Raw genomic sequence first — 18665 nt, 5'->3', positions numbered from 1 at the left:
TTCTCCTTAGGCGTTTACGGCTGCGACAATTTTTTCGGCTGCGTCATTCAGGCCGTCGGCGGAAGTCAGTTTCAGACCTGATTCATTCAGGATTTTCGCGCCGAGTTCGGCGTTGTTGCCTTCCAAACGGACAACAACAGGCACGTCAACGTTGATTTCTTTAACGGCTGCCACGATGGCTTCCGCGATCATGTCGCAACGGACGATACCGCCGAAGATGTTGATCAATACGCCTTTGACGGATTTGTCTTCGAGAATCAGTTTGAACGCTTCAACCACGCGCTCTTTGGTCGCGCCGCCGCCTACGTCCAAGAAGTTGGCAGGTTGGCCGCCTTTGAGTTTGATGATGTCCATGGTTGCCATCGCCAAACCTGCGCCGTTCACCATACAGCCGATGTTGCCTTCCAGCGCAACGTAGTTCAGGTCGAATTCGGATGCTTTCAGCTCGCGTTCGTTTTCTTGGGATTTGTCGCGCAATTCGGCGATTTTCGGCAGGCGGTAGAGGGCGTTGCTGTCGATACCGATTTTGCCGTCCACACAGGCCAGCGCGCCGTTTTCGCGGACTGCCAGCGGGTTCACTTCAAACAGGGCAAAGTCGTTTTCGACAAACGCTTTGTACGCGCCGGTCATCAGTTTGACGAACTCGTTGATTTGTTTGTCTTTCAAGCCCAGTTGGAACGCCACTTCACGCGCTTGGCAAGGTTGCAGGCCGACCAGCGGGTCAACGGTTACTTTGAAGATTTTTTCAGGGGTTTCAGCGGCAACTTTTTCAATTTCCACACCGCCTTCGGTCGAAGCCATGAATGTGATGCGACGGGTAGAACGGTCAACCACCGCGCCCAAATACAGCTCGGTTTGCACGGGATACATGTCTTCGCAAACCAAAACGCTGTTGACCGGCTGACCGTTGGCATCGGTTTGATAAGTAACCAGATTGGTGCCAATCAGGCTTTCTGCCACTTCTTTGGCTTCTTCACGACTTTTGACGACTTTTACGCCGCCCGCTTTACCGCGTCCGCCTGCGTGGACTTGGGCTTTGACGACGGCAAATTTGCCGCCCAGTTTGTCGTAAGCGGCTGCGGCTTCTTCACCGTTGTGCGCCAAAATACCGCCTTGCACGGGCAAGCCGTAGCTTGCCAGCAGTTTTTTAGCCTGATACTCGTGTAGATTCATGGATTTCTCCTTTAGATTAGTGGAATGCCCTGAGACTGCCTCTGAATGGCAACCCCGTGCGTTTCAGACGACCTTTCGGCGGTCGGAAAATCGTCGTTTCACTTGCTGAACGGCAACCACATCCGCGCAAGCAGATACATGATTGCGCCGCCTCCCCCAAGGATAAAAAAGACGATGCCTTTTTTACGCGAATTCGGGCAGAGCAGGTAAACAGCAAGGCTGAAACTGATAAACAACAATGCCACGCGCCAAACCAATTCTTTGTCTTTGAAACGGTTGAGCGTATAAGTTTCGGTCATCATCACATACATCTGCCACAACGCGGCCATACACATGCTGATGATGCCCATCGGTATAAACAGGATACCGATTACTTCTTTATTCATAATCAAATGCTGTCTGTGAATGTGTCGCCGATTATATATAGTGGTTCAAGTTTAAACCAGTACTGCGTTGCCTCGCCTTGCCGTACTATCTGTACTGTCTGCGGCTTCTCCGCCTTGTCCTGAATTTAAACTTAACCCACTATCGCAGATTCAAATAGAAAATGCTTAAATCGTCATTCCGGTAAGGGAACAATGGCAACTCATATGCCCTATTTTCTCTCTATACCTATCGGAACATTGCTTCCGAACATTCATCTTTCCGAAAAGGTCGTCTGAAAAGTTTCAGACGACCTTTTATGCTCTACTTGACCTTATCAGCCATGCAAAGCGCGTTTGTCGGCGGCCAGTGCGGCTTCGTGAACCACTTCGGATAAGGTCGGGTGGGCATGGATGATGCGGGCGATGTCTTCGCTGCTGGCAAAGAATTCAAGCGCAGTTACGCCTTCGGTAACCAATTCGCTGACAACCGGGCCGATCATGTGTACGCCCAAGATGCGGTCGGTTTTGGCATCCGCCAACACTTTGACCGTACCTTTTGCCTTGCCCATTGCCAAAGCGCGACCGTTTGCACCGAAGCCGGAAGTGCCTTTTTTGTATTCCACGCCTTCGGCTTTGAGCTGCTCTTCGGTTTTGCCGACCCAAGCGATTTCGGGGTCGGTGTAAATCACGAATGGTACGCTGTTGAAGTCAATATGCGGTTTCTGACCGGCGATGCGCTCGGCAACTGCCACACCTTCGTCGCTGGCTTTGTGCGCCAGCATCGGACCGCGAACCACGTCGCCGATTGCCCAGACATTAGGCAGGTTGGTGCGGCATTCGCCGTCCACCTTGATAAAGCCGCGCTCGTCTCTTTCCAAACCGACGGCTTCGGCATTCAGACCTTTAGTATTCGGAATACGGCCGATGGCGACGATGAGTTTGTCGAATACTTCGGTTTTGGCTTCGCCTGCGGCGGTCTGGTAGGCAACGGATACGCCTTTGCCTTCAGATTTGATGTCGCCGATTTTCACGCCCAACTCGATGTTCAAGCCCTGCTCTTTGGTGAAATATTTGAAGGCTTCTTTGGCGATCTGCTGGTCGGCGGCGGCAAGGAAGGTCGGCATGGCTTCGAGGATGGTGACTTGAGAACCGACACGGTTCCACACAGAACCCATTTCCAAACCAATCACGCCCGAACCGATAACGCCCAGTTTGGCAGGCACTTCGGTCAGGTTCAATGCGCCTTCGTTGTCCAATACGTTTACATTGTCGATGGCAACCTGCGGCAGCGGACGCGGCACGGAGCCGGTCGCTACGATGACGTGTTTGGCTTCGATAACGGTTTTTTCGCCTTTGTTATCGACTTCGATTTGGTAGGCATCGCCGTTTTTGCCGGCAAATGAAGCCGTACCGAACAGGCTGGTTACTTTGTTTTTTTGGAACAGGAATTTCACGCCGCCGGTAAGCTTGGTTACGATGGCGTCTTTGCGCGCAATCATTTTCGCCGCGTCGAATTTGATGTCGCCGACGCTGATGCCGTGTTCGGCAAAATCATGCTGCGCGGCATGGAAATGTTCGCTGGATTGCAACAGGGCTTTGGAAGGAATGCAGCCGACGTTCAGGCAGGTACCGCCCAGCGCGGGCGCGTCGCCTGCTTTGTTGACGCCTGCATCGACACAGGCGGTTTTAAAACCCAGTTGGGCGGCGCGGATGGCGGCAACGTATCCGCCGGGACCTGCGCCGATGACTACTACATCGTATTGAGACATGTGAAAAATCCTTTGTTGTTTGATATTTTTGCCGCAGGAAAACCTTCAGCAAAAGTTTATCCACTATATTTTGCATGAGAGGTCGTCTGAAAACGCGGCTTCAACAAAATTAAAACTTATTCTGCCTTTTTCAGAGTGCGAAGCCTGCTCACAGGCACGACCTATTCAAATTTCAGCCCGATTGGTTCTGACGCATCAGCGGCGGCAGGAATGCGGACTGTATTCCCTGACTTCCTGTCCGGTAAAATTGTTGTAAACGCGCACGGTAGCGTGCGGATAACGTTTGCACAAAACGCTGCGGGCGACGGGAATGCCTGCTTTGTTGCTGTCCATTTCAAAACGCTTGTTCAACATTCTGCCGCGCGCATCATAAGCGTTGACGGAATATTCCTTGCCTTCGAATGCGGCACACGCGCCAAGCAGGGAAACGACAGCCAAAAGCGGAAACAGGGAGATGGGTTTCATGGATACGCTCCTATGGATTTTCAAGCGTTTGCTTCTGCACGAAAAATGGCAGCAACAAACTTTCTCCCTTAGATTTCAAACATCCCGCTGTTTTCAGACGACCTTTTTTCATTTCAAGGTCGTCTGAAAACCAGTGAGCAGCCCGATTTCAAACTGCTCTGTTTTTATCCGCTTTATATCCCTTTGACAGCGTTTACAGATCCAACAACAGGCGTGCCGGATCTTCCAGCGCGTCTTTGATGGCAACCAAAGTCAACACGGCTTCGCGGCCGTCGATGATGCGGTGGTCGTAAGAGAGTGCCAGATACATCATCGGGCGGACAACGACTTGACCGTTTTCCACGACTGCGCGTTCTTTGGTCGCGTGCATACCCAAAATGGCGGATTGCGGCGGATTGATAATCGGGGTGGACATCATAGAACCGAACGTACCGCCGTTGGTGATGCTGAACGTACCGCCGGTCAAATCTTCCAGCGCGATTTTGCCGTCTTTAGCTTTTTTGGCGTAATCGACGATGGCTTGTTCGATGTCGGCAATGCTCATTTGGTCGGCATCACGCAGAATCGGAACGACCAGACCGCGCGGACTGCCGATGGCAATACCGATGTCGAAGTAACCGTGATAAACGATGTCGTTGCCGTCAACGGAGGCATTGACCACCGGATATTTTTTCAGCGCTGCAACAGCTGCTTTGACGAAGAAAGACATGAAGCCAAGTTTGGTACCGTGTTCTTTCTCGAATTTTTCTTTGTATTTCGCACGCAAGTCCATGATAGGTTTCATGTTGACTTCGTTGAACGTAGTCAGAATCGCGTTTTCCTGTTGCGAAGCCAAGAGACGCTCGGCAACACGGGCGCGCAGGCGGCTCATCGGAACGCGTTGTTCCGGACGCGCACCCGCTGGAACAGGTGCTGGCGCGGCAGCGGGTGCAGCGGCAGGTTTGGCGGCGGCGTTTTGCACGTCTTCTTTCAAGACGCGACCGTCACGGCCGGAACCTTGCAGCGCGTTCACATCCACGCCGGTTTCGGCTGCCAGCTTCGCAGCGGCAGGCATGGCAGCATTGGTTTGCGCAGCAGCGGGAGCGGCTTCAGGTGCAGGAGCGGCGGCTGGGGCTTCAGCAGAAGTGGAAGCAGTTGCAGCAGTATCGATACGCGCCAACACTTGTTCGGCGGCAACGGTTTCGCCGTTTTGGGCAATGATTTCAACCAATACGCCGGCTTGTGGGGAAGGTACTTCCAAAACCACTTTGTCGGTTTCGATGTCGATCAGGATTTCGTCGCGCGCTACGGCTTCGCCGACTTTTTTCTTCCATTCCAAGAGCGTGCCTTCGGATACGCTTTCGGACAGCATGGGTACTTTTACGTCAATAATCATTTTGTGTCTCCGGATGGTCGTCGGTTTTCAGACGACCTGTTGTGTGTTATCTCTTTTGTTTGGCGGGCGTTCCGTCTGAAGTGTTTCATTCGGAACGCCACACCGTATTGCGTTATAGCGTCATTGCGTCTTCAACCAGTTGTTTCAGCTGGGCAACGTGTTTGCTCATATAGCCGACGGCTGGCGATGCGCTGCTCGGACGACCGGCATAAGACAATTTTTGGCTTTCGCTGATAACGTCTTCCAAGCGGTGGCGGATTTGGTAGAACGCGCCTTGGTTTTTTGGCTCTTCCTGCGCCCAAACCACGGATTTCGCGTTCGGATATTTCGCCAGTTCTGCACGCAACTCGTCGTATGGGAACGGATAAAGCTGCTCGACGCGGACGATGGCGACATCGTTTTCCAGTTTGCGCTCGGCGCGGCCTGCTTCCAAATCGTAGTAAACCTGTCCGGCACACAGAATCACGCGTTTCACACTTTCATTATTGCCACGCTCGGCGGTATCGCCGATGACAGGACGGAAGCGCGAACCTTCGGTGAAGTTTTCCAGCGAACTCATCGCGCCTTTGAAACGCAACAGGCGTTTGGACATAAAAATCACCAATGGTTTGCGGTACGAACTCAAGACTTGGCGTTGCAGCAGGTGGAACATTTGCGACGCTTCGGACGGCATGATGATTTGCATATTGTTTTCGGAGCAAAGCTGCAACCAGCGTTCTACACGGCCGGATGAGTGTTCCGGACCTTGTCCGTCATAGCCGTGCGGCAGGATGGTGGTCAGACCGCAGAGACGGCCCCACTTGGTTTCGCCGGACGACAGGAATTGGTCGATGGTTACTTGCGCGCCGTTGGCAAAATCGCCGAACTGCGCTTCCCAAATGGTCAGTTTGTCAGGTGCGGAGCAGGCAAAGCCATATTCATAAGCCATGACCGCTTCTTCATTCAAGATGGAGTCGATAACGAGGAATTCGCCTGCACCTTCGCCCATATGGCGCAGCGGTACATAAGTGCCGTCATCCCATTTTTCGCGGTTTTGATCATGCAATACGGCATGACGGTGTGAGAATGTACCGCGTCCGGAGTCTTCGCCGGAAATACGCACGCCGTGACCTTTGGTCACCAAGTTGGCGTATGCGAGTGTTTCCGCCATACCCCAGTCAATCGGCTGACTGCCCGCAGCCATGCCTTTGCGCGCTTCGAGCACGCGTTTGGCAGTCGGATGTAGTGCAAAGCCTTCGGGGACTGCGGTAAATTTCTCGGCAAGACGCTCGATGTCGGCAGCGGGCAGGCCGGTTTCCACATCTTCACGCCAGTCTTTGCCTTGGTATTTGCTCCAGTCGATTTGCGTGCGTTGGAAATTGCTCAACGTCGTTTGTTCGACATGTTCGCCTTTATCCAAAGCATCGCGGTAGGCTTGGATATAGCCGTCGGCTTCTGCCTGCGTCACCACGCCTTCTGCAATCAGTTGCTCGGTGTACAAAGCACGCGCACCGGGGTGTTGCGATACTTTTTTGTACATCATCGGCTGGGTCAGGGTCGGATCGTCGCCCTCGTTATGACCCCATTTGCGGTAGCAGACGACATCGATCACGATGTCTTTGTTGAATTTTTTACGGTAGTCCAAAGCGGCTTGGATGGCGAAGCAAACGCGTTCCGGATCGTCGCCGTTGACGTGGATGACCGGGGCGGAAACCATTTTCGCTACGTCGGTACAATGCACGGTCGAACGGGTGTCGCGGGTATCGGAAGTGGTGAAGCCGATTTGGTTGTTGATGACAATGTGGACCGTACCGCCGGTGGTATAGCCGCGCGTTTTGGACAGATTGAACGTCGCTTGGTTGACGCCCAAGCCGACAAATGCAGAGTCGCCGTGAATCAATACGGGCAATACTTTGTCGCGGCCGTTTTCGCCCAGACGTTTTTGTTTGGCGCGTGCAGAACCTTCAACGACAGGATTGACGATTTCCAAGTGCGACGGGTTAAACGCCAAAGAAACGTGCATTGGACCATTCGGCGTAGCGATGTCGGAGCTGAAACCCATGTGGTATTTCACGTCGCCGCTAGGCAGCTTGATTTCGGCGCGACCTTCAAATTCGGCAAACAAATCGCCCGGTTTCTTTCCCAAGATGTTGACCAAGACATTCAGACGACCTCGGTGTGCCATACCGATGATGACTTCTTCGACACCGTCTTTACCTGCGTTTTGAATCAGGTAATTCAGACCGGCAATCACGCTCTCGCCGCCTTCTACGCCGAAGCGTTTCTGACCGACATATTTGGTATGCAGATAACGCTCCAAAGTCTCGGCAGCGGTCATTTCTTTCAGGATGCGGCGTTTCTGTTCGGCACTGTAACTCGGGGTGGACAGCACATCCTCAAAATAATTGCGCAACCAGCGGCGTTCTTCTGTATTGGGAATGTAGATGTATTCCAATGCGAGGTGACCACAGTAGGTTTGTTTGAGGTTGCTGATGATTTGGGACAGAGGCAGCTTGCTTTGGCCGGAAAAATCGCCCTCGCCCATATTGAACTGAACCGCCATATCGGCATCATTCAGTCCGTGGAATTTGGGATCGAGGGCTTCAATGTTGCGTGGCGGGATACGTTTGAGCGGGTCAAGCTGGGCAGCACCCACACCTTGAATACGGTAAGCAGAAATCAACCGCAGTACGCCGACCTGTTTCTTCATCATGGCTTCATCCATACCGCCGGCAATAGCCGCTGTCGATTTGGTTTTTGCCAAATTAGCGAAGGATTCACGAATCGGAGCATGGGCAACATCAACATCTGCCGCACCGGGCTGCTTGCTTAAGTCGGTGAAATATTGCTTCCATTTCTCATCGACAGAACTTGGGTTTTCCAAGAAATTCTCATACAACTCTTCGATGTAGGGAGCATTTGAACCGAACAGATAAGAAAAATTGAGTTTTTCATCCATCATGACACGAGCTCTTTTCTTTAAAATATAAACAAAGGGTAGAATTCCATGTGTTTCAACGGAATCCATGCCGTTTGAAATGACACTTCATTCTACCCTATTTCCAGCCAAATTACTTGTATCTGTTTCGTTTATTGCGGACAAACTCATTTAAAAAAGCTATTCGGCTTTCTCAAATAAAACTCCGACAACATATTAATATACCGATTATCAGCGTTTATCCGCCGGTACATAATCGCGACGTACTGCACCGGTATAAAGTTGGCGCGGACGACCGATTTTCAGCGAAGGATCGCTAATCATTTCATGCCAGTGCGAAATCCAGCCTACGCTGCGCGACAGAGCGAAGATGACGGTAAACATTTCGGTCGGGATACCCAACGCGGACAGAACGATGCCTGAGTAGAAGTCGACGTTAGGGTACAGTTTGCGCTCAACGAAGAACGGATCTTTCAGGGCGATTTGTTCCAATTCCATCGCCAGTTTGAATTTCGGACTGTCTTCCAAGCCCAATTCTTTGAGAACTTCATGGCAGGTTTCACGCATGATGCTGGCGCGTGGATCCATGTTGCGGTACACGCGGTGGCCAAAGCCCATCAGACGGTATTTACGCTGTTTCACGCCTTCCATGTATTCGGCAACACGGGATACGTCGCCGATTTCGTCCAACATTTTCAAGACGGCTTCGTTCGCACCGCCGTGAGACGCACCCCACAGACAGGCGATACCGGCAGCGATACAGGCAAACGGGTTCGCGCCTGAAGAGCCTGCCAGACGGACGGTCGAAGTTGAAGCGTTTTGCTCGTGGTCCGCATGAAGGATAAAGATACGGTCAAGCGCACGCGCCAAAACAGGATTGGGTTTGTAGTCTTCACATGGTGTCGCAAACATCATATGAAGGAAGTTTTCGGAATAAGAGAGATTGTTTTTTGGATAATTGAACGGCAGACCGTTGGAATAACGGTAACACATTGCCGCAATCGTCGGAATTTTGGAAATCAGACGGTAAATCGCGATTTTGCGGTGTTCGGGATTGGTAATATCCAAACTGTCTTGATAGAACGCAGACAATGCACCGACCACACCGACCATCATCGCCATCGGATGTGCGTCGCGACGGAAACCGCGGAAGAACCAAGTCAGTTGTTCATGCAACATCGTATGACTGCGGACGGTATTGTCAAATTCTGCCTTTTGTTCAGGTGTCGGCAATTCGCCGTAAATCAACAGGTAGCAGACTTCCAAATAATCTGATTTTTCGGCAAGCTGTTCAATAGGATAACCACGGTAATACAGCAAACCTTCGTCACCGTCGATATAAGTGATTTTAGACTCGCAGCTTGCTGTTGAAACGAAGCCGGGGTCGAATGAGAATAAGCCTGTGCTTTTAGTCAGGGCGCGGATATCGACCACGTCATGACCGATGCTCGCTTCCAATACGGGCAGTTCTAAATCCTCTTGATTAGGTACGTTGAGTTTAATTGATTTGGACATATTTATCGCTCCTTTGTAAGTTGGGGCTTTCGTTACTGCCTATGCAGCACGGTCTTTGTTTTCAGACGACCTCCGTATCCTAGAAATCCGCCGATAAATAGGCGGATTTCCAATACGTCAAGCTCGTCTGATTTTTTCAAGCATGGGGATAAGGTATTCCTTGTCTGTCGCCGAATGTCCGTTGATCAGAGCAAGAAGTTCTTGATCTTGAAACTCAAGGATTTCGGAAAACTCGGAAAGCTCTTTATCGCTTAATTGCTCGAATTCTTTTTCCATAAACCTGCCGAAAATCAAATCTAACTCCAATAATCCCCGGCGGGTTTGAAAACGGATTTTCCGTTTGGCAATATCGTCAAAAACCATCATTTCTTAAACGGCTCGTTTCAACATAATTTCTTTAATCTTACCGATGGCACGGGTCGGATTCAAGTGTTTCGGGCAAACGTCCACGCAGTTCATGATGGTATGGCAGCGGAACAGACGATACGGATCGTTCAAATTGTCCAAACGCTCGTTGGTGATGGTATCGCGGCTGTCAGCAATGAAGCGGTAGGCGTTCAGCAAACCGGACGGACCGACGAATTTGTCGGGATTCCACCAGAACGAAGGACAGGCAGTCGAACAGCAGGCGCACAAAATACATTCGTACAAACCGTCCAACTCTTTGCGCTCTTCCTGAGTTTGCAGGCGCTCTTTGTCTGCATCGATAGGATTATCATTGACGACGTAAGGTTTGATAGAGTGATATTGCTTGAAGAACTGGGTCATGTCCACAATCAGGTCGCGGATGACAGGCAGACCGGGCAGCGGACGGATTTTTACGGGCTGTTTCAAGCCGCGTAAATCAGTCAAACACGCCAAGCCGTTTTTGCCGTTGATGTTCATACCGTCAGAACCGCAAATACCTTCGCGGCAAGAGCGACGGAAAGACAAGGTGTCGTCTTGTGCTTTCAGGCGTACCAACGCATCCAGAAGTTTCACGTCGGTCGGCTCCAGTTCCAACTCGTAACGCTGCATATAAGGCTTGGCATCAACGTCCGGATTGTAACGGTAAATTTCAAAACTCATTTTTTCCATGAGAAGTGTTCCTTTTCTCATAAACCGCCTGATGGTTATATGTTATGGGTTCAGGCTGTTCAGTGTGGTGGTGTATTTGATTTTCAGACGACCCCTTGTGATACAGAGGTCGTCTGAAAACGCATCAGTAAACGCGCTTGGCCGGTTCGATGTATGCCACGCTCAAAGGCTTGGTGTGTACCGGTTTGTAGGACAAGGTATTGGTATCTGAATGATACAGCGTATGTTTCATCCAGTTTTCGTCATCGCGCTCAGGATGGTCGTCTGAAGCGTGTGCGCCGCGTGATTCTTTACGCGCTTCGGCAGACACCAAAGTCGCTTTTGCTACTTCAATCAGATTATCCAATTCCAAAGCTTCGATACGCGCAGTATTCCACACTTTGCTCTTGTCTTTGATTTCGGTGCGTTTCACGCGCTCGGCAATCGCCATGATTTCTTGAACGCCTTTGCTCAGAATCTCATCGGTACGGAACACACCGGCGTGCAGTTGTACGGAGCGTTGCAGTTCGCGACGCAGCGCATCAACGTTTTCGCCGCCGGTTTGGTTATCCAAGCGTTCAATACGTTGGCGGGTCAGCTCGCCCGCATCGGCAGGCAAAGGTTTCCAATCGCTTTGTTCTTTGATGAATTTAATCATACTGTCGCCAGCAGCTTTACCAAACACCACCAAGTCCAGCAGGGAGTTGGTACCCAAGCGGTTCGCACCGTGTACGGAAGCACAAGCGCACTCGCCAGCAGCATACAAACCTTTCACTGGCACTTCATATTCGTCGCCTTGTGGCACAACGACTTCGCCGTGATAGTTGGTCGGAATACCGCCCATCATGTAGTGGGTAGTCGGCACAACGGGAATCGGGTCTTTAATCGGGTCGATACCGGCAAACTGAATGGAAATCTCGCGGATGCCCGGCAGTTTTTCCATAATTTTTTCGGCACCGATATGGTCGATTTTCAGCAAAACATGGTCTTTGTTTTTACCGCAGCCGCGACCTTCGTAGATTTCCATCGCCATTGCGCGGGAAACCACGTCGCGCGAAGCCAAGTCTTTTACGGTCGGTGCATAGCGTTCCATAAAGCGCTCACCATCGGCATTCAACAGAATACCACCCTCACCGCGTACGCCTTCGGTAATCAACACGCCTGCACCTGCCACACCGGTCGGGTGGAATTGCCAGAACTCCATATCTTCCAACGGGATACCCGCACGCGCGCAAATACCCAAACCGTCGCCAGTATTCATATAGGCATTGGTGGAAGACGCATAAATACGACCGCCACCGCCGGTAGCAAACATTACAGCTTTAGCGTGGAAAATATAAACTTCGCCAGTTTCCATTTCCATGGCGGTAACACCGACGACATCGCCGTTTTCATCACGAATCAAATCTTGCGCCGTCCATTCCACAAAGAATTGCGTATTGGCACGGACGTTTTGTTGATACAGGGTATGCAGCATCGCATGACCGGTACGGTCAGCAACCGCGCAGGCACGTTCTACTGCGCGTTTACCGTGTTCGGCAGTATGACCGCCGAAAGGACGCTGATAAATTTTCCCGCTTTCCACGCGGTCAAAAGGCATACCCATATGTTCCAACTCAATCACCGCCTCAGGCGCGGCGCGACACATAAACTCAATCGCGTCTTGGTCGCCCAACCAGTCAGAACCTTTCACGGTATCGTACATGTGCCAGTCCCAACGATCCTCCTGCACATTACCCAACGAAGCGGAAATACCGCCCTGCGCCGCTACGGTATGCGAACGGGTCGGGAACACTTTAGACAAAACGGCACAATTCAGACCGGATTTGGATAATTGGAGGGCTGCGCGTAAACCTGCACCACCACCGCCGACAATCACGGCATCAAACTTGCGAACAGGAAAACCCATACTTACCCCCAAATTACTTTAACTGAATACACCAAGCAGCCGACCAACCAAACGATGGTGGCAACCTGCAAAAACAAACGCACGCCGAAGGGTTTGATATAGTCCATCCACAAATCGCGGATACCCACCCAAGCGTGCAAAAATACAGCGATAAAGCTGACCTGAGTGAACACTTTCACCCAAACTTGATCGAAAAATGCCTGCCATGCCGAATATTCTTTAGGCAGGGTAAACAGAATCACTAAAAGTGCAACGGTATAGATCAACATGATAACCGCAGTTGCACGTTGCATCGCCCAATCGCGCAAACCGTAATGGGCACCGGTCAATTTACGTTCTACCATAACAACGCTCCCAAAACGACGGTCAACACCAGAGCAGCAGCAAACACCAATTTGGCGGTATTGCGCGCAGTATTCAGCTCAAGGCCTTTGTGTGCATCCAAAAGTAAAAAACGGACACCGGCGAGCAGATGGTGCAGATAAGCCCATAACACGCCGATTAAAATCAACTTGACCAAAGGATTGGAAACGATGGCACGGTAAGTTTCAAACGCCGACTCGCGGCTCAACGTACCGGACAGGAGATACAGCAAAATGGGAAGCATCACAAATAATGCTACCCCACTAATGCGGTGCAAGATGGAGACAATTCCCGGTATCGGCAAGCGAATATTGGGAATCTCCAAAAAGACAGGACGCGGTTTGACGGACATAGCCAGTTCCTCTGTATTTTTTTATCAGCTCAAAACCAATAACTCAAATTACATCGAGTTACATAAACTATAATTTACCTGTTTTATCCGATTTTGAACAGTCTAATTTATAAACAATCTAATAAATTTTACCAAAAAACATCATAAACTGTACCAATAACAATAAACATCTCTATTAATACTTAAACCAACATTTTTTCCACTACCGCTTAATCAGTTTCGCACAATCTCACACCATCAAAATAGTATTAATATCTTGTTTCTTGTGATAAAAATATGAATTAATATCATTTACCAACGCATCCACAAGCAAAACAACCATAACCTTATGGGATAAAACGTTGCATTCAAAACAAAATTTCAACAGGCAACTTTTCAGACGACGCTCTTATTTTTCTATTACAAAACTGCAATATTTTAGTGAATAAAGATTTGCGTCATACGTCATATCGATGGTGTGATTTCTACTAATGCCTTCAAAAAGACAGCGCTGCAACCATAGCGGAATGATACGGGCTTCAGACAAACAGCTGATTGACGCTATTCATAAATTAAATGACACAGCTGAAGTGCTGAAGTAGATCTCATTGCAAATAAAAGTGCGGTTAAAATTCTCAACATTTTTAACCGCACTTTTTGCTTACAACAATCAACTTATTTAATCACACCACACGCCATACGTGCACCGCCACCACCAAGTGGGGCTGGGTGATCGGAGTGATTGTCGCCACCAACATGGATCATGATGGAATGACCACGAACTTCATCAAGGCGTTTGATGCGTGGCGCAAGAACCGGATTGGTGGCTGTGCCGTCGTGCAATACGGTCAATGCAGGCAAATCGCCTAAATGCGCATCATCTTGCCATGGGAAGCCATGTTTTTTGGTTTCTTTCGGATCCCAGTGACCGCCGGCGCCCAAGCCTGCAGTCAGTTTACCGTCTTTTTCCTTCGGCTCACAGCTTGGGTTTTGATGAATGTGAAAGCCATGCAGTCCAGCTTCTAATCCGCTCAAGTTTGGTGTAAAGACCAAGCCGTACTTGGATTCGGTAATCGTTACAGTGCCTACATCTTTATTACCATTAACCGGATCAAGTTGTTGTACTTTCACTGCAATGGAAGCACCGGCAGGTGTCATGTGGTCATGTTTGTGTTCATGCGCATTGACCACTCCCGCAGCACAGATTGCACTGATACCAACAGCTACGAGTGTTTTAAATTTCATTTATATCTCCTTTTTATGTCAAATTTATATCAAAGCCCCTTTGTATTCTAAACAAAATGGGGAGTAAATCGAGTATTTTTAAGATGTTATTAGCTATCAAAGCCATTTGATTTTTCTATCTTTTCCATTAATCGAAATAATATTTATTTATAATATGAAACAGCTACGATAAAGAAGTAGTCAACCATAATTTTTGCCTCGTTTAGGCAAAACTGACATTTCTTTGCCTTACTCCGCTTTATACTGTGCCCGCATTACGGCAAACCCTTTCCACTCAATTACTGCGAGGCTTGTTATGAAACACTCAGAGGAAAAACAATACACCCAGTCTTCCGATCCGGAAAACTTTATCCCAAAATTCAGAAGGCGCAATTTGGACAAAACGGGCTTTCTCAACAAACTCGCCCGTTTTGCAGGTCGATTAGGCGAACCCATCGTCCGTCAGTTGTATGCGCTGTATTATCTTTGGGACTCCCCGCACACGCCCAGACGCGCCAAGATGATTATTGTCGGTGCATTGGTTTACTTCCTCAGCCCTATCGACAGCATCCCCGATTTGCTGGGTCCTTTGGGATTCAGTGACGACATTGCCGTCATTACTTTGGTGTACAGCCAGATGAAAACCTACCTGACCGAAGACATTAAAGAACGTGCAAGAGTCGCAACCGAAAAGCTGCTGCGTAAGACATCATAAAGATCCACATCCAAAACAAAAGGTCGTCTGAAAATTTTCAGACGACCTTTTGTTTGAAATGCGAAACTTATTTCAACGGAGTCATGTTCATGACTTCCATCAGGAAGTTGGTAAACGCCGGATTAGAAGGTTTGTTGCCCATATTTTTCCAACGTTGCTGCCATCCGCGCAAAGCATTTTGGATATACAGCTTGGATTGTTCGGTATTGATTTCGCCTCGTTGACTGTCAACGGCAGAACGCAGATAAACCTCATATACGCTGTCATCCACGACATTGCGACCGACAAGCTGAATGCGGAACTTGTTCAGATATTGCGCAGCTTGAACTTTGGTCATTTTTCCTTGGCTGACCTGATAGCTCAGACGCGTTGCCTCATCGCGGATTTTTGAAACATCACTCCAATGCGAAGAAGCCAAACTGAACGCTGCAGGTTTTTCAGCCTTAGTCGCTTTAACGTTAGGCTTAACATTAGTCGGACGGACAGGCACTTCTTGCAAGCTTGGGACATAAATGGTCTCACAACCGGCAAGTGCCGCCAACGCAAATAAGATGGGGATATATTTTTTCATGTCTACCATTATAATCAGGATTATCCAGATAACCAAATTCTATATCAATCTGACTTTTTCTGTTGACTGAATTACAACAACTTTCGTCTTACATTCCAATCTTTACACGATATGACGACTTAAATTCATTTTTGTACCACACCAAAGCACGAAACCACGAAAAAAGACCGCAAAAGCGGTCTTTTTTATCACTTATTTTCTCTCAACTCTATTATGCCAAATCGGCAAACAGAGGCGTAGAAAGATAGCGTTCGCCATAAGAAGGCAGCAGCACGACAATCAGTTTGCCTTCGTTTTCAGGCTGTTTGGCGAGCTGCAACGCACTCCATACTGCTGCGCCGGAAGAAATACCGACCAAAATACCTTCTTTCTCCGCCATCGCGCGGGCAGTTTCAAATGCCGCTTCGTTCGGGACTTGGGAAATGCTGTCATACACTTTGGTATTCAATACGGTAGGAATGAAGCCAGCACCAATGCCTTGAATCGGGTGCGGACCTTTTTCACCACCGCTCAACACAGGAGAAGCTTCAGGCTCGACGGCGACAACTTTGACTTCGGGTTTGTGTTTTTTCAACACTTCGCCCACGCCGGTAACCGTACCGCCTGTGCCGACACCTGCTACAAAAATATCGACTTTACCATCCGTATCGCGCCAAATTTCTTCGGCGGTTGTTTTACGGTGTACTTCAGGATTCGCCTCGTTATCAAATTGACGCGGCATGAAATAAGTTTCAGGATGCTCGTCCACCAAGGCTTGGGCTTTTGCAATTGCACCAGCCATACCTTCGGATGCTGGAGTCAAAATCAATTCCGCACCGAACGCACGCAGCAGCATTTTGCGTTCTTTACTCATGCTTTCAGGCATGGTAATCGCCAGCTTATAGCCGCGTGCCGCGCACACCATTGCCAAACCGATGCCCGTATTGCCGCTGGTCGCTTCTACAATCACGGTATCTTTACCGATTTTGCCTGCCTTCTCAGCAGCATCAATCATCGCTTCGGCAATGCGGTCTTTCACGCTGCTGCCGGGATTGAAAAATTCCAGTTTGACAGCGATTTCGGCTTTCAAACCTTCAGTCAGGCGGTTTAATTTGACCAACGGGGTGTTGCCGATCAGCTCGGTGATGCTGTTTGCAATCTTCATTTTCTACTCCAGATTTTTGATGTGATATAACCTGTATATTAAAGACAGGTCGTCTGAAAAACCAATATCGAATATTTCTTTCTTTATAACTTTTGGTTGTTTTGCTTGATTCGCAAAAATTTTTTCTTAATGAAGCCCGATTTCTCCGACCAAAGCTCCTGTTACCAAAACCTGCATGACCAAAGCCATCAGCCAGCCCAGCCTGAGTTGCGCTTTACTGAACACCGCCGGCGACTGCTTGGCAATGCTTCTGCGGTGCAGATAAAAAACGGTCATGATAACAAACTGCAAAATAAACCAATAAACAGGCTTGAGCGCGTACAATTTCAACAAAGCAGGTAACGTAAAAGCCAAAGAACGGCCCGGCAGCATAAAATACAATATAGCGATAATCGACACAAAAGCCAAAGTCATCAACACATTGCTGACAGCAAACACACTCAAAAACGGATGCCGTAAATCCGCCTGCCAAAAATCAGTCTCCGCCTGCTTTTTCCAATGAAAAGCAAAGAAAAACACGCTGGCAAAAGTCAAATAAAAATGCGGGACAAACAACGGACCAACATGGGTAATCCCCCACATTCCCGGCAAAAGCTGCGATCCCAAAATCGACACACCCAGCCACAAAACAACCGAAGCCCAAAACCACTGGAACATTTCAGCGCGGAAAATCAATCCAAAAAACACCAGCCCATAAGCAACAACGGCGAGAAAATCCAAATTCGTCCAAATCATGAATACTGCAACTCGCCTTCAAATACCGTTTGAACAGGACCAGTCATCAAAACGTCCTCACCATGCAACCAAGTAATAAACAAATCCCCACCCGGCAGCGAAACCTTCACAGGCACGCCTTCTACCAACAGCCCCAAACGAACGCCCGCAACCACAGCCGCACAAGCCCCCGTACCGCAAGCCTGAGTTTCACCCACGCCGCGTTCAAATACGCGCAAGCGGATAGATTCCCTATCGACAATCTGCATAAAGCCGACGTTGACACGTTCCGGAAACTGTTCGTGCGACTCAATGGCTTCGCCCCAGTGAGCCACGGGTGCAGTCTGTACATCCTCGACCACAATCACAGCATGAGGATTTCCCATATTCACACAACTGACCTGTACCGTCTCCAAACCGACCATCACCATATGCGTCAAAGCATCTTCCGCTTCGTCAGGAACCGGTACAAACGGGATTTCAGACGACGTAAAGCGCGGTTTGCCCATATTCACGGTAACCAAACCATTGTCCAACAGCTTGGGAATAATCACGCCCTTAGCCGTTTCAACCAAAATTTCCTTTTTATCGGTCAAACCTTTATCCGCCACAAATCGGGCAAAACAGCGCGCACCGTTGCCACACTGCTCCACCTCGCTGCCATCCGCATTAAATATACGATAACGGAAATCGACCGCATCGGAAGAAGGCTTTTCCACCAACAGCAACTGATCGAAGCCCACCCCTCTAAAACGGTCGGACCATTCGGCAAGCGGCGCAGTCAGCGGATCAAAATCCTGCCCGATACCGTTTACCACCATAAAATCATTGCCCAAACCGTGCATTTTGGTAAATTTCAAGGTTTTCATTGTTTTTCCAGAACTTCGTTATCGATCAAATAGCAACCAAATACCCAAATCTTCTCAAACTTTGATAGCGTTACCCCATCATCGTAAGGTCAGTTTTACCGAAAACGCCCCTTTAAATTACAAAAAATCCGTCTAAAGGGTCGTCTGAACGGCATTCTACACTATATATATGCTATATCGCAGATTTTCC

The 18665-nt window shown here is 49.3% G+C and carries 18 protein-coding genes; 1 reads left to right on the top strand and 17 read right to left on the bottom strand.

The features are described 5' to 3' along the window. Positions 1-6: 6 nt before the first annotated feature. The 13 genes from sucC to sodC all read right to left on the bottom strand — a co-directional run bounded on the left by sucC (position 7) and on the right by sodC (position 14483). Complete coding sequence (sucC, locus tag DBZ16_RS08265; RefSeq protein WP_107813627.1) at positions 7-1173, bottom strand: ADP-forming succinate--CoA ligase subunit beta; 1167 nt, start codon at positions 1171-1173, stop codon at positions 7-9. A gap of 98 nt (positions 1174-1271) precedes the next feature. Then, positions 1272-1559 (bottom strand): hypothetical protein, encoded by a 288-nt coding sequence (locus tag DBZ16_RS08260; protein ID WP_003755543.1) that lies wholly within the window; start codon positions 1557-1559, stop codon positions 1272-1274. 314 nt (positions 1560-1873) lie between these two features. Then, positions 1874-3307 carry a dihydrolipoyl dehydrogenase gene (gene lpdA, locus DBZ16_RS08255; RefSeq protein ID WP_107813626.1) on the bottom strand — a complete coding sequence of 478 codons (1434 nt, stop codon included), beginning with the start codon at positions 3305-3307 and terminating at the stop codon, positions 1874-1876. A gap of 195 nt (positions 3308-3502) precedes the next feature. Next, the gene (locus DBZ16_RS08250) at positions 3503-3772 is read right to left on the bottom strand and encodes a hypothetical protein (protein WP_009312043.1); all 270 of its coding nucleotides are present in this window, start codon (positions 3770-3772) and stop codon (positions 3503-3505) included. Between the two features lie 193 nt (positions 3773-3965). Continuing rightward, complete coding sequence (odhB, locus tag DBZ16_RS08245; RefSeq protein WP_003755551.1) at positions 3966-5147, bottom strand: 2-oxoglutarate dehydrogenase complex dihydrolipoyllysine-residue succinyltransferase; 1182 nt, start codon at positions 5145-5147, stop codon at positions 3966-3968. Between the two features lie 112 nt (positions 5148-5259). Then, entirely contained in the window at positions 5260-8088 is a 2829-nt protein-coding gene (locus DBZ16_RS08240) for a 2-oxoglutarate dehydrogenase E1 component (RefSeq protein ID WP_107813625.1), read from the bottom strand. 207 nt (positions 8089-8295) lie between these two features. After that, entirely contained in the window at positions 8296-9579 is a 1284-nt protein-coding gene (gltA, locus tag DBZ16_RS08235; protein WP_107813624.1) for a citrate synthase, read from the bottom strand. Between the two features lie 117 nt (positions 9580-9696). Beyond that, positions 9697-9945 (bottom strand): succinate dehydrogenase assembly factor 2, encoded by a 249-nt coding sequence (locus tag DBZ16_RS08230; RefSeq protein ID WP_107813623.1) that lies wholly within the window; start codon positions 9943-9945, stop codon positions 9697-9699. Between the two features lie 3 nt (positions 9946-9948). After that, on the bottom strand, positions 9949-10656 hold the full coding sequence (locus DBZ16_RS08225; RefSeq protein WP_002241462.1) for a succinate dehydrogenase iron-sulfur subunit: 708 nt from the start codon (positions 10654-10656) through the stop codon (positions 9949-9951). 124 nt (positions 10657-10780) lie between these two features. Then, a complete protein-coding gene (gene sdhA, locus DBZ16_RS08220) occupies positions 10781-12544 on the bottom strand; it encodes a succinate dehydrogenase flavoprotein subunit (protein ID WP_107813622.1) in 1764 nt (587 codons plus the stop codon). A gap of 2 nt (positions 12545-12546) precedes the next feature. Next, positions 12547-12888: a succinate dehydrogenase, hydrophobic membrane anchor protein gene (gene sdhD / locus DBZ16_RS08215; protein WP_003741798.1), complete on the bottom strand. Its 342-nt coding sequence runs from the start codon at positions 12886-12888 to the stop codon at positions 12547-12549. Next, positions 12882-13259: a succinate dehydrogenase, cytochrome b556 subunit gene (sdhC, locus tag DBZ16_RS08210; RefSeq protein WP_049228214.1), complete on the bottom strand. Its 378-nt coding sequence runs from the start codon at positions 13257-13259 to the stop codon at positions 12882-12884. The genes sdhD and sdhC overlap by 7 nt, the downstream gene beginning before the upstream one ends. Positions 13260-13913: 654 nt before the next feature. Further along, a complete protein-coding gene (sodC, locus tag DBZ16_RS08205; protein ID WP_107813621.1) occupies positions 13914-14483 on the bottom strand; it encodes a superoxide dismutase family protein in 570 nt (189 codons plus the stop codon). A gap of 295 nt (positions 14484-14778) precedes the next feature. Between sodC and DBZ16_RS08200 the strand changes: the two genes are divergently transcribed. After that, positions 14779-15177: a YkvA family protein gene (locus tag DBZ16_RS08200; protein ID WP_070539045.1), complete on the top strand. Its 399-nt coding sequence runs from the start codon at positions 14779-14781 to the stop codon at positions 15175-15177. 67 nt (positions 15178-15244) lie between these two features. On the opposite strand, the gene DBZ16_RS08195 is transcribed toward DBZ16_RS08200, so the two are convergent. The 4 genes from DBZ16_RS08195 to dapF all read right to left on the bottom strand — a co-directional run bounded on the left by DBZ16_RS08195 (position 15245) and on the right by dapF (position 18475). After that, entirely contained in the window at positions 15245-15757 is a 513-nt protein-coding gene (locus DBZ16_RS08195; protein WP_070491548.1) for a lipoprotein, read from the bottom strand. Between the two features lie 202 nt (positions 15758-15959). Further along, on the bottom strand, positions 15960-16892 hold the full coding sequence (gene cysK, locus DBZ16_RS08190; RefSeq protein ID WP_107813620.1) for a cysteine synthase A: 933 nt from the start codon (positions 16890-16892) through the stop codon (positions 15960-15962). Between the two features lie 126 nt (positions 16893-17018). Then, on the bottom strand, positions 17019-17627 hold the full coding sequence (locus DBZ16_RS08185; RefSeq protein WP_107813619.1) for a hypothetical protein: 609 nt from the start codon (positions 17625-17627) through the stop codon (positions 17019-17021). Next, positions 17624-18475 (bottom strand): diaminopimelate epimerase, encoded by an 852-nt coding sequence (gene dapF, locus DBZ16_RS08180; protein ID WP_107813618.1) that lies wholly within the window; start codon positions 18473-18475, stop codon positions 17624-17626. The genes DBZ16_RS08185 and dapF overlap by 4 nt, the downstream gene beginning before the upstream one ends. Positions 18476-18665 lie beyond the last annotated feature (190 nt).

The sequence above is a fragment of the Neisseria sicca genome (assembly GCF_003044565.1).
GTDB lineage: Bacteria > Pseudomonadota > Gammaproteobacteria > Burkholderiales > Neisseriaceae > Neisseria > Neisseria sicca_A.
The sequence above is the reverse complement of the archived record's forward strand: the minus strand, read 5'-3'. Positions and strand labels throughout refer to the sequence as shown.

Excerpts from the sequence above, each read along its gene's own strand:
- sdhD (WP_003741798.1), bottom strand. The coding sequence starts at position 12,888 with ATGGTAGAACGTAAATTGACCGGTGCCCATTACGGTTTGCGCGATTGG.
- odhB (WP_003755551.1), bottom strand. The coding sequence starts at position 5,147 with ATGATTATTGACGTAAAAGTACCCATGCTGTCCGAAAGCGTATCCGAA.
- DBZ16_RS08240 (WP_107813625.1), bottom strand. The coding sequence starts at position 8,088 with ATGATGGATGAAAAACTCAATTTTTCTTATCTGTTCGGTTCAAATGCT.
- lpdA (WP_107813626.1), bottom strand. The coding sequence starts at position 3,307 with ATGTCTCAATACGATGTAGTAGTCATCGGCGCAGGTCCCGGCGGATAC.
- DBZ16_RS08200 (WP_070539045.1), top strand. The coding sequence starts at position 14,779 with ATGAAACACTCAGAGGAAAAACAATACACCCAGTCTTCCGATCCGGAA.
- DBZ16_RS08225 (WP_002241462.1), bottom strand. The coding sequence starts at position 10,656 with ATGGAAAAAATGAGTTTTGAAATTTACCGTTACAATCCGGACGTTGAT.
- dapF (WP_107813618.1), bottom strand. The coding sequence starts at position 18,475 with ATGAAAACCTTGAAATTTACCAAAATGCACGGTTTGGGCAATGATTTT.
- DBZ16_RS08185 (WP_107813619.1), bottom strand. The coding sequence starts at position 17,627 with ATGATTTGGACGAATTTGGATTTTCTCGCCGTTGTTGCTTATGGGCTG.
- DBZ16_RS08260 (WP_003755543.1), bottom strand. The coding sequence starts at position 1,559 with ATGAATAAAGAAGTAATCGGTATCCTGTTTATACCGATGGGCATCATC.
- DBZ16_RS08230 (WP_107813623.1), bottom strand. The coding sequence starts at position 9,945 with ATGATGGTTTTTGACGATATTGCCAAACGGAAAATCCGTTTTCAAACC.
- DBZ16_RS08195 (WP_070491548.1), bottom strand. The coding sequence starts at position 15,757 with ATGGTAGACATGAAAAAATATATCCCCATCTTATTTGCGTTGGCGGCA.
- gltA (WP_107813624.1), bottom strand. The coding sequence starts at position 9,579 with ATGTCCAAATCAATTAAACTCAACGTACCTAATCAAGAGGATTTAGAA.
- sodC (WP_107813621.1), bottom strand. The coding sequence starts at position 14,483 with ATGAAATTTAAAACACTCGTAGCTGTTGGTATCAGTGCAATCTGTGCT.
- DBZ16_RS08250 (WP_009312043.1), bottom strand. The coding sequence starts at position 3,772 with ATGAAACCCATCTCCCTGTTTCCGCTTTTGGCTGTCGTTTCCCTGCTT.
- cysK (WP_107813620.1), bottom strand. The coding sequence starts at position 16,892 with ATGAAGATTGCAAACAGCATCACCGAGCTGATCGGCAACACCCCGTTG.
- sdhA (WP_107813622.1), bottom strand. The coding sequence starts at position 12,544 with ATGGGTTTTCCTGTTCGCAAGTTTGATGCCGTGATTGTCGGCGGTGGT.
- sucC (WP_107813627.1), bottom strand. The coding sequence starts at position 1,173 with ATGAATCTACACGAGTATCAGGCTAAAAAACTGCTGGCAAGCTACGGC.
- sdhC (WP_049228214.1), bottom strand. The coding sequence starts at position 13,259 with ATGTCCGTCAAACCGCGTCCTGTCTTTTTGGAGATTCCCAATATTCGC.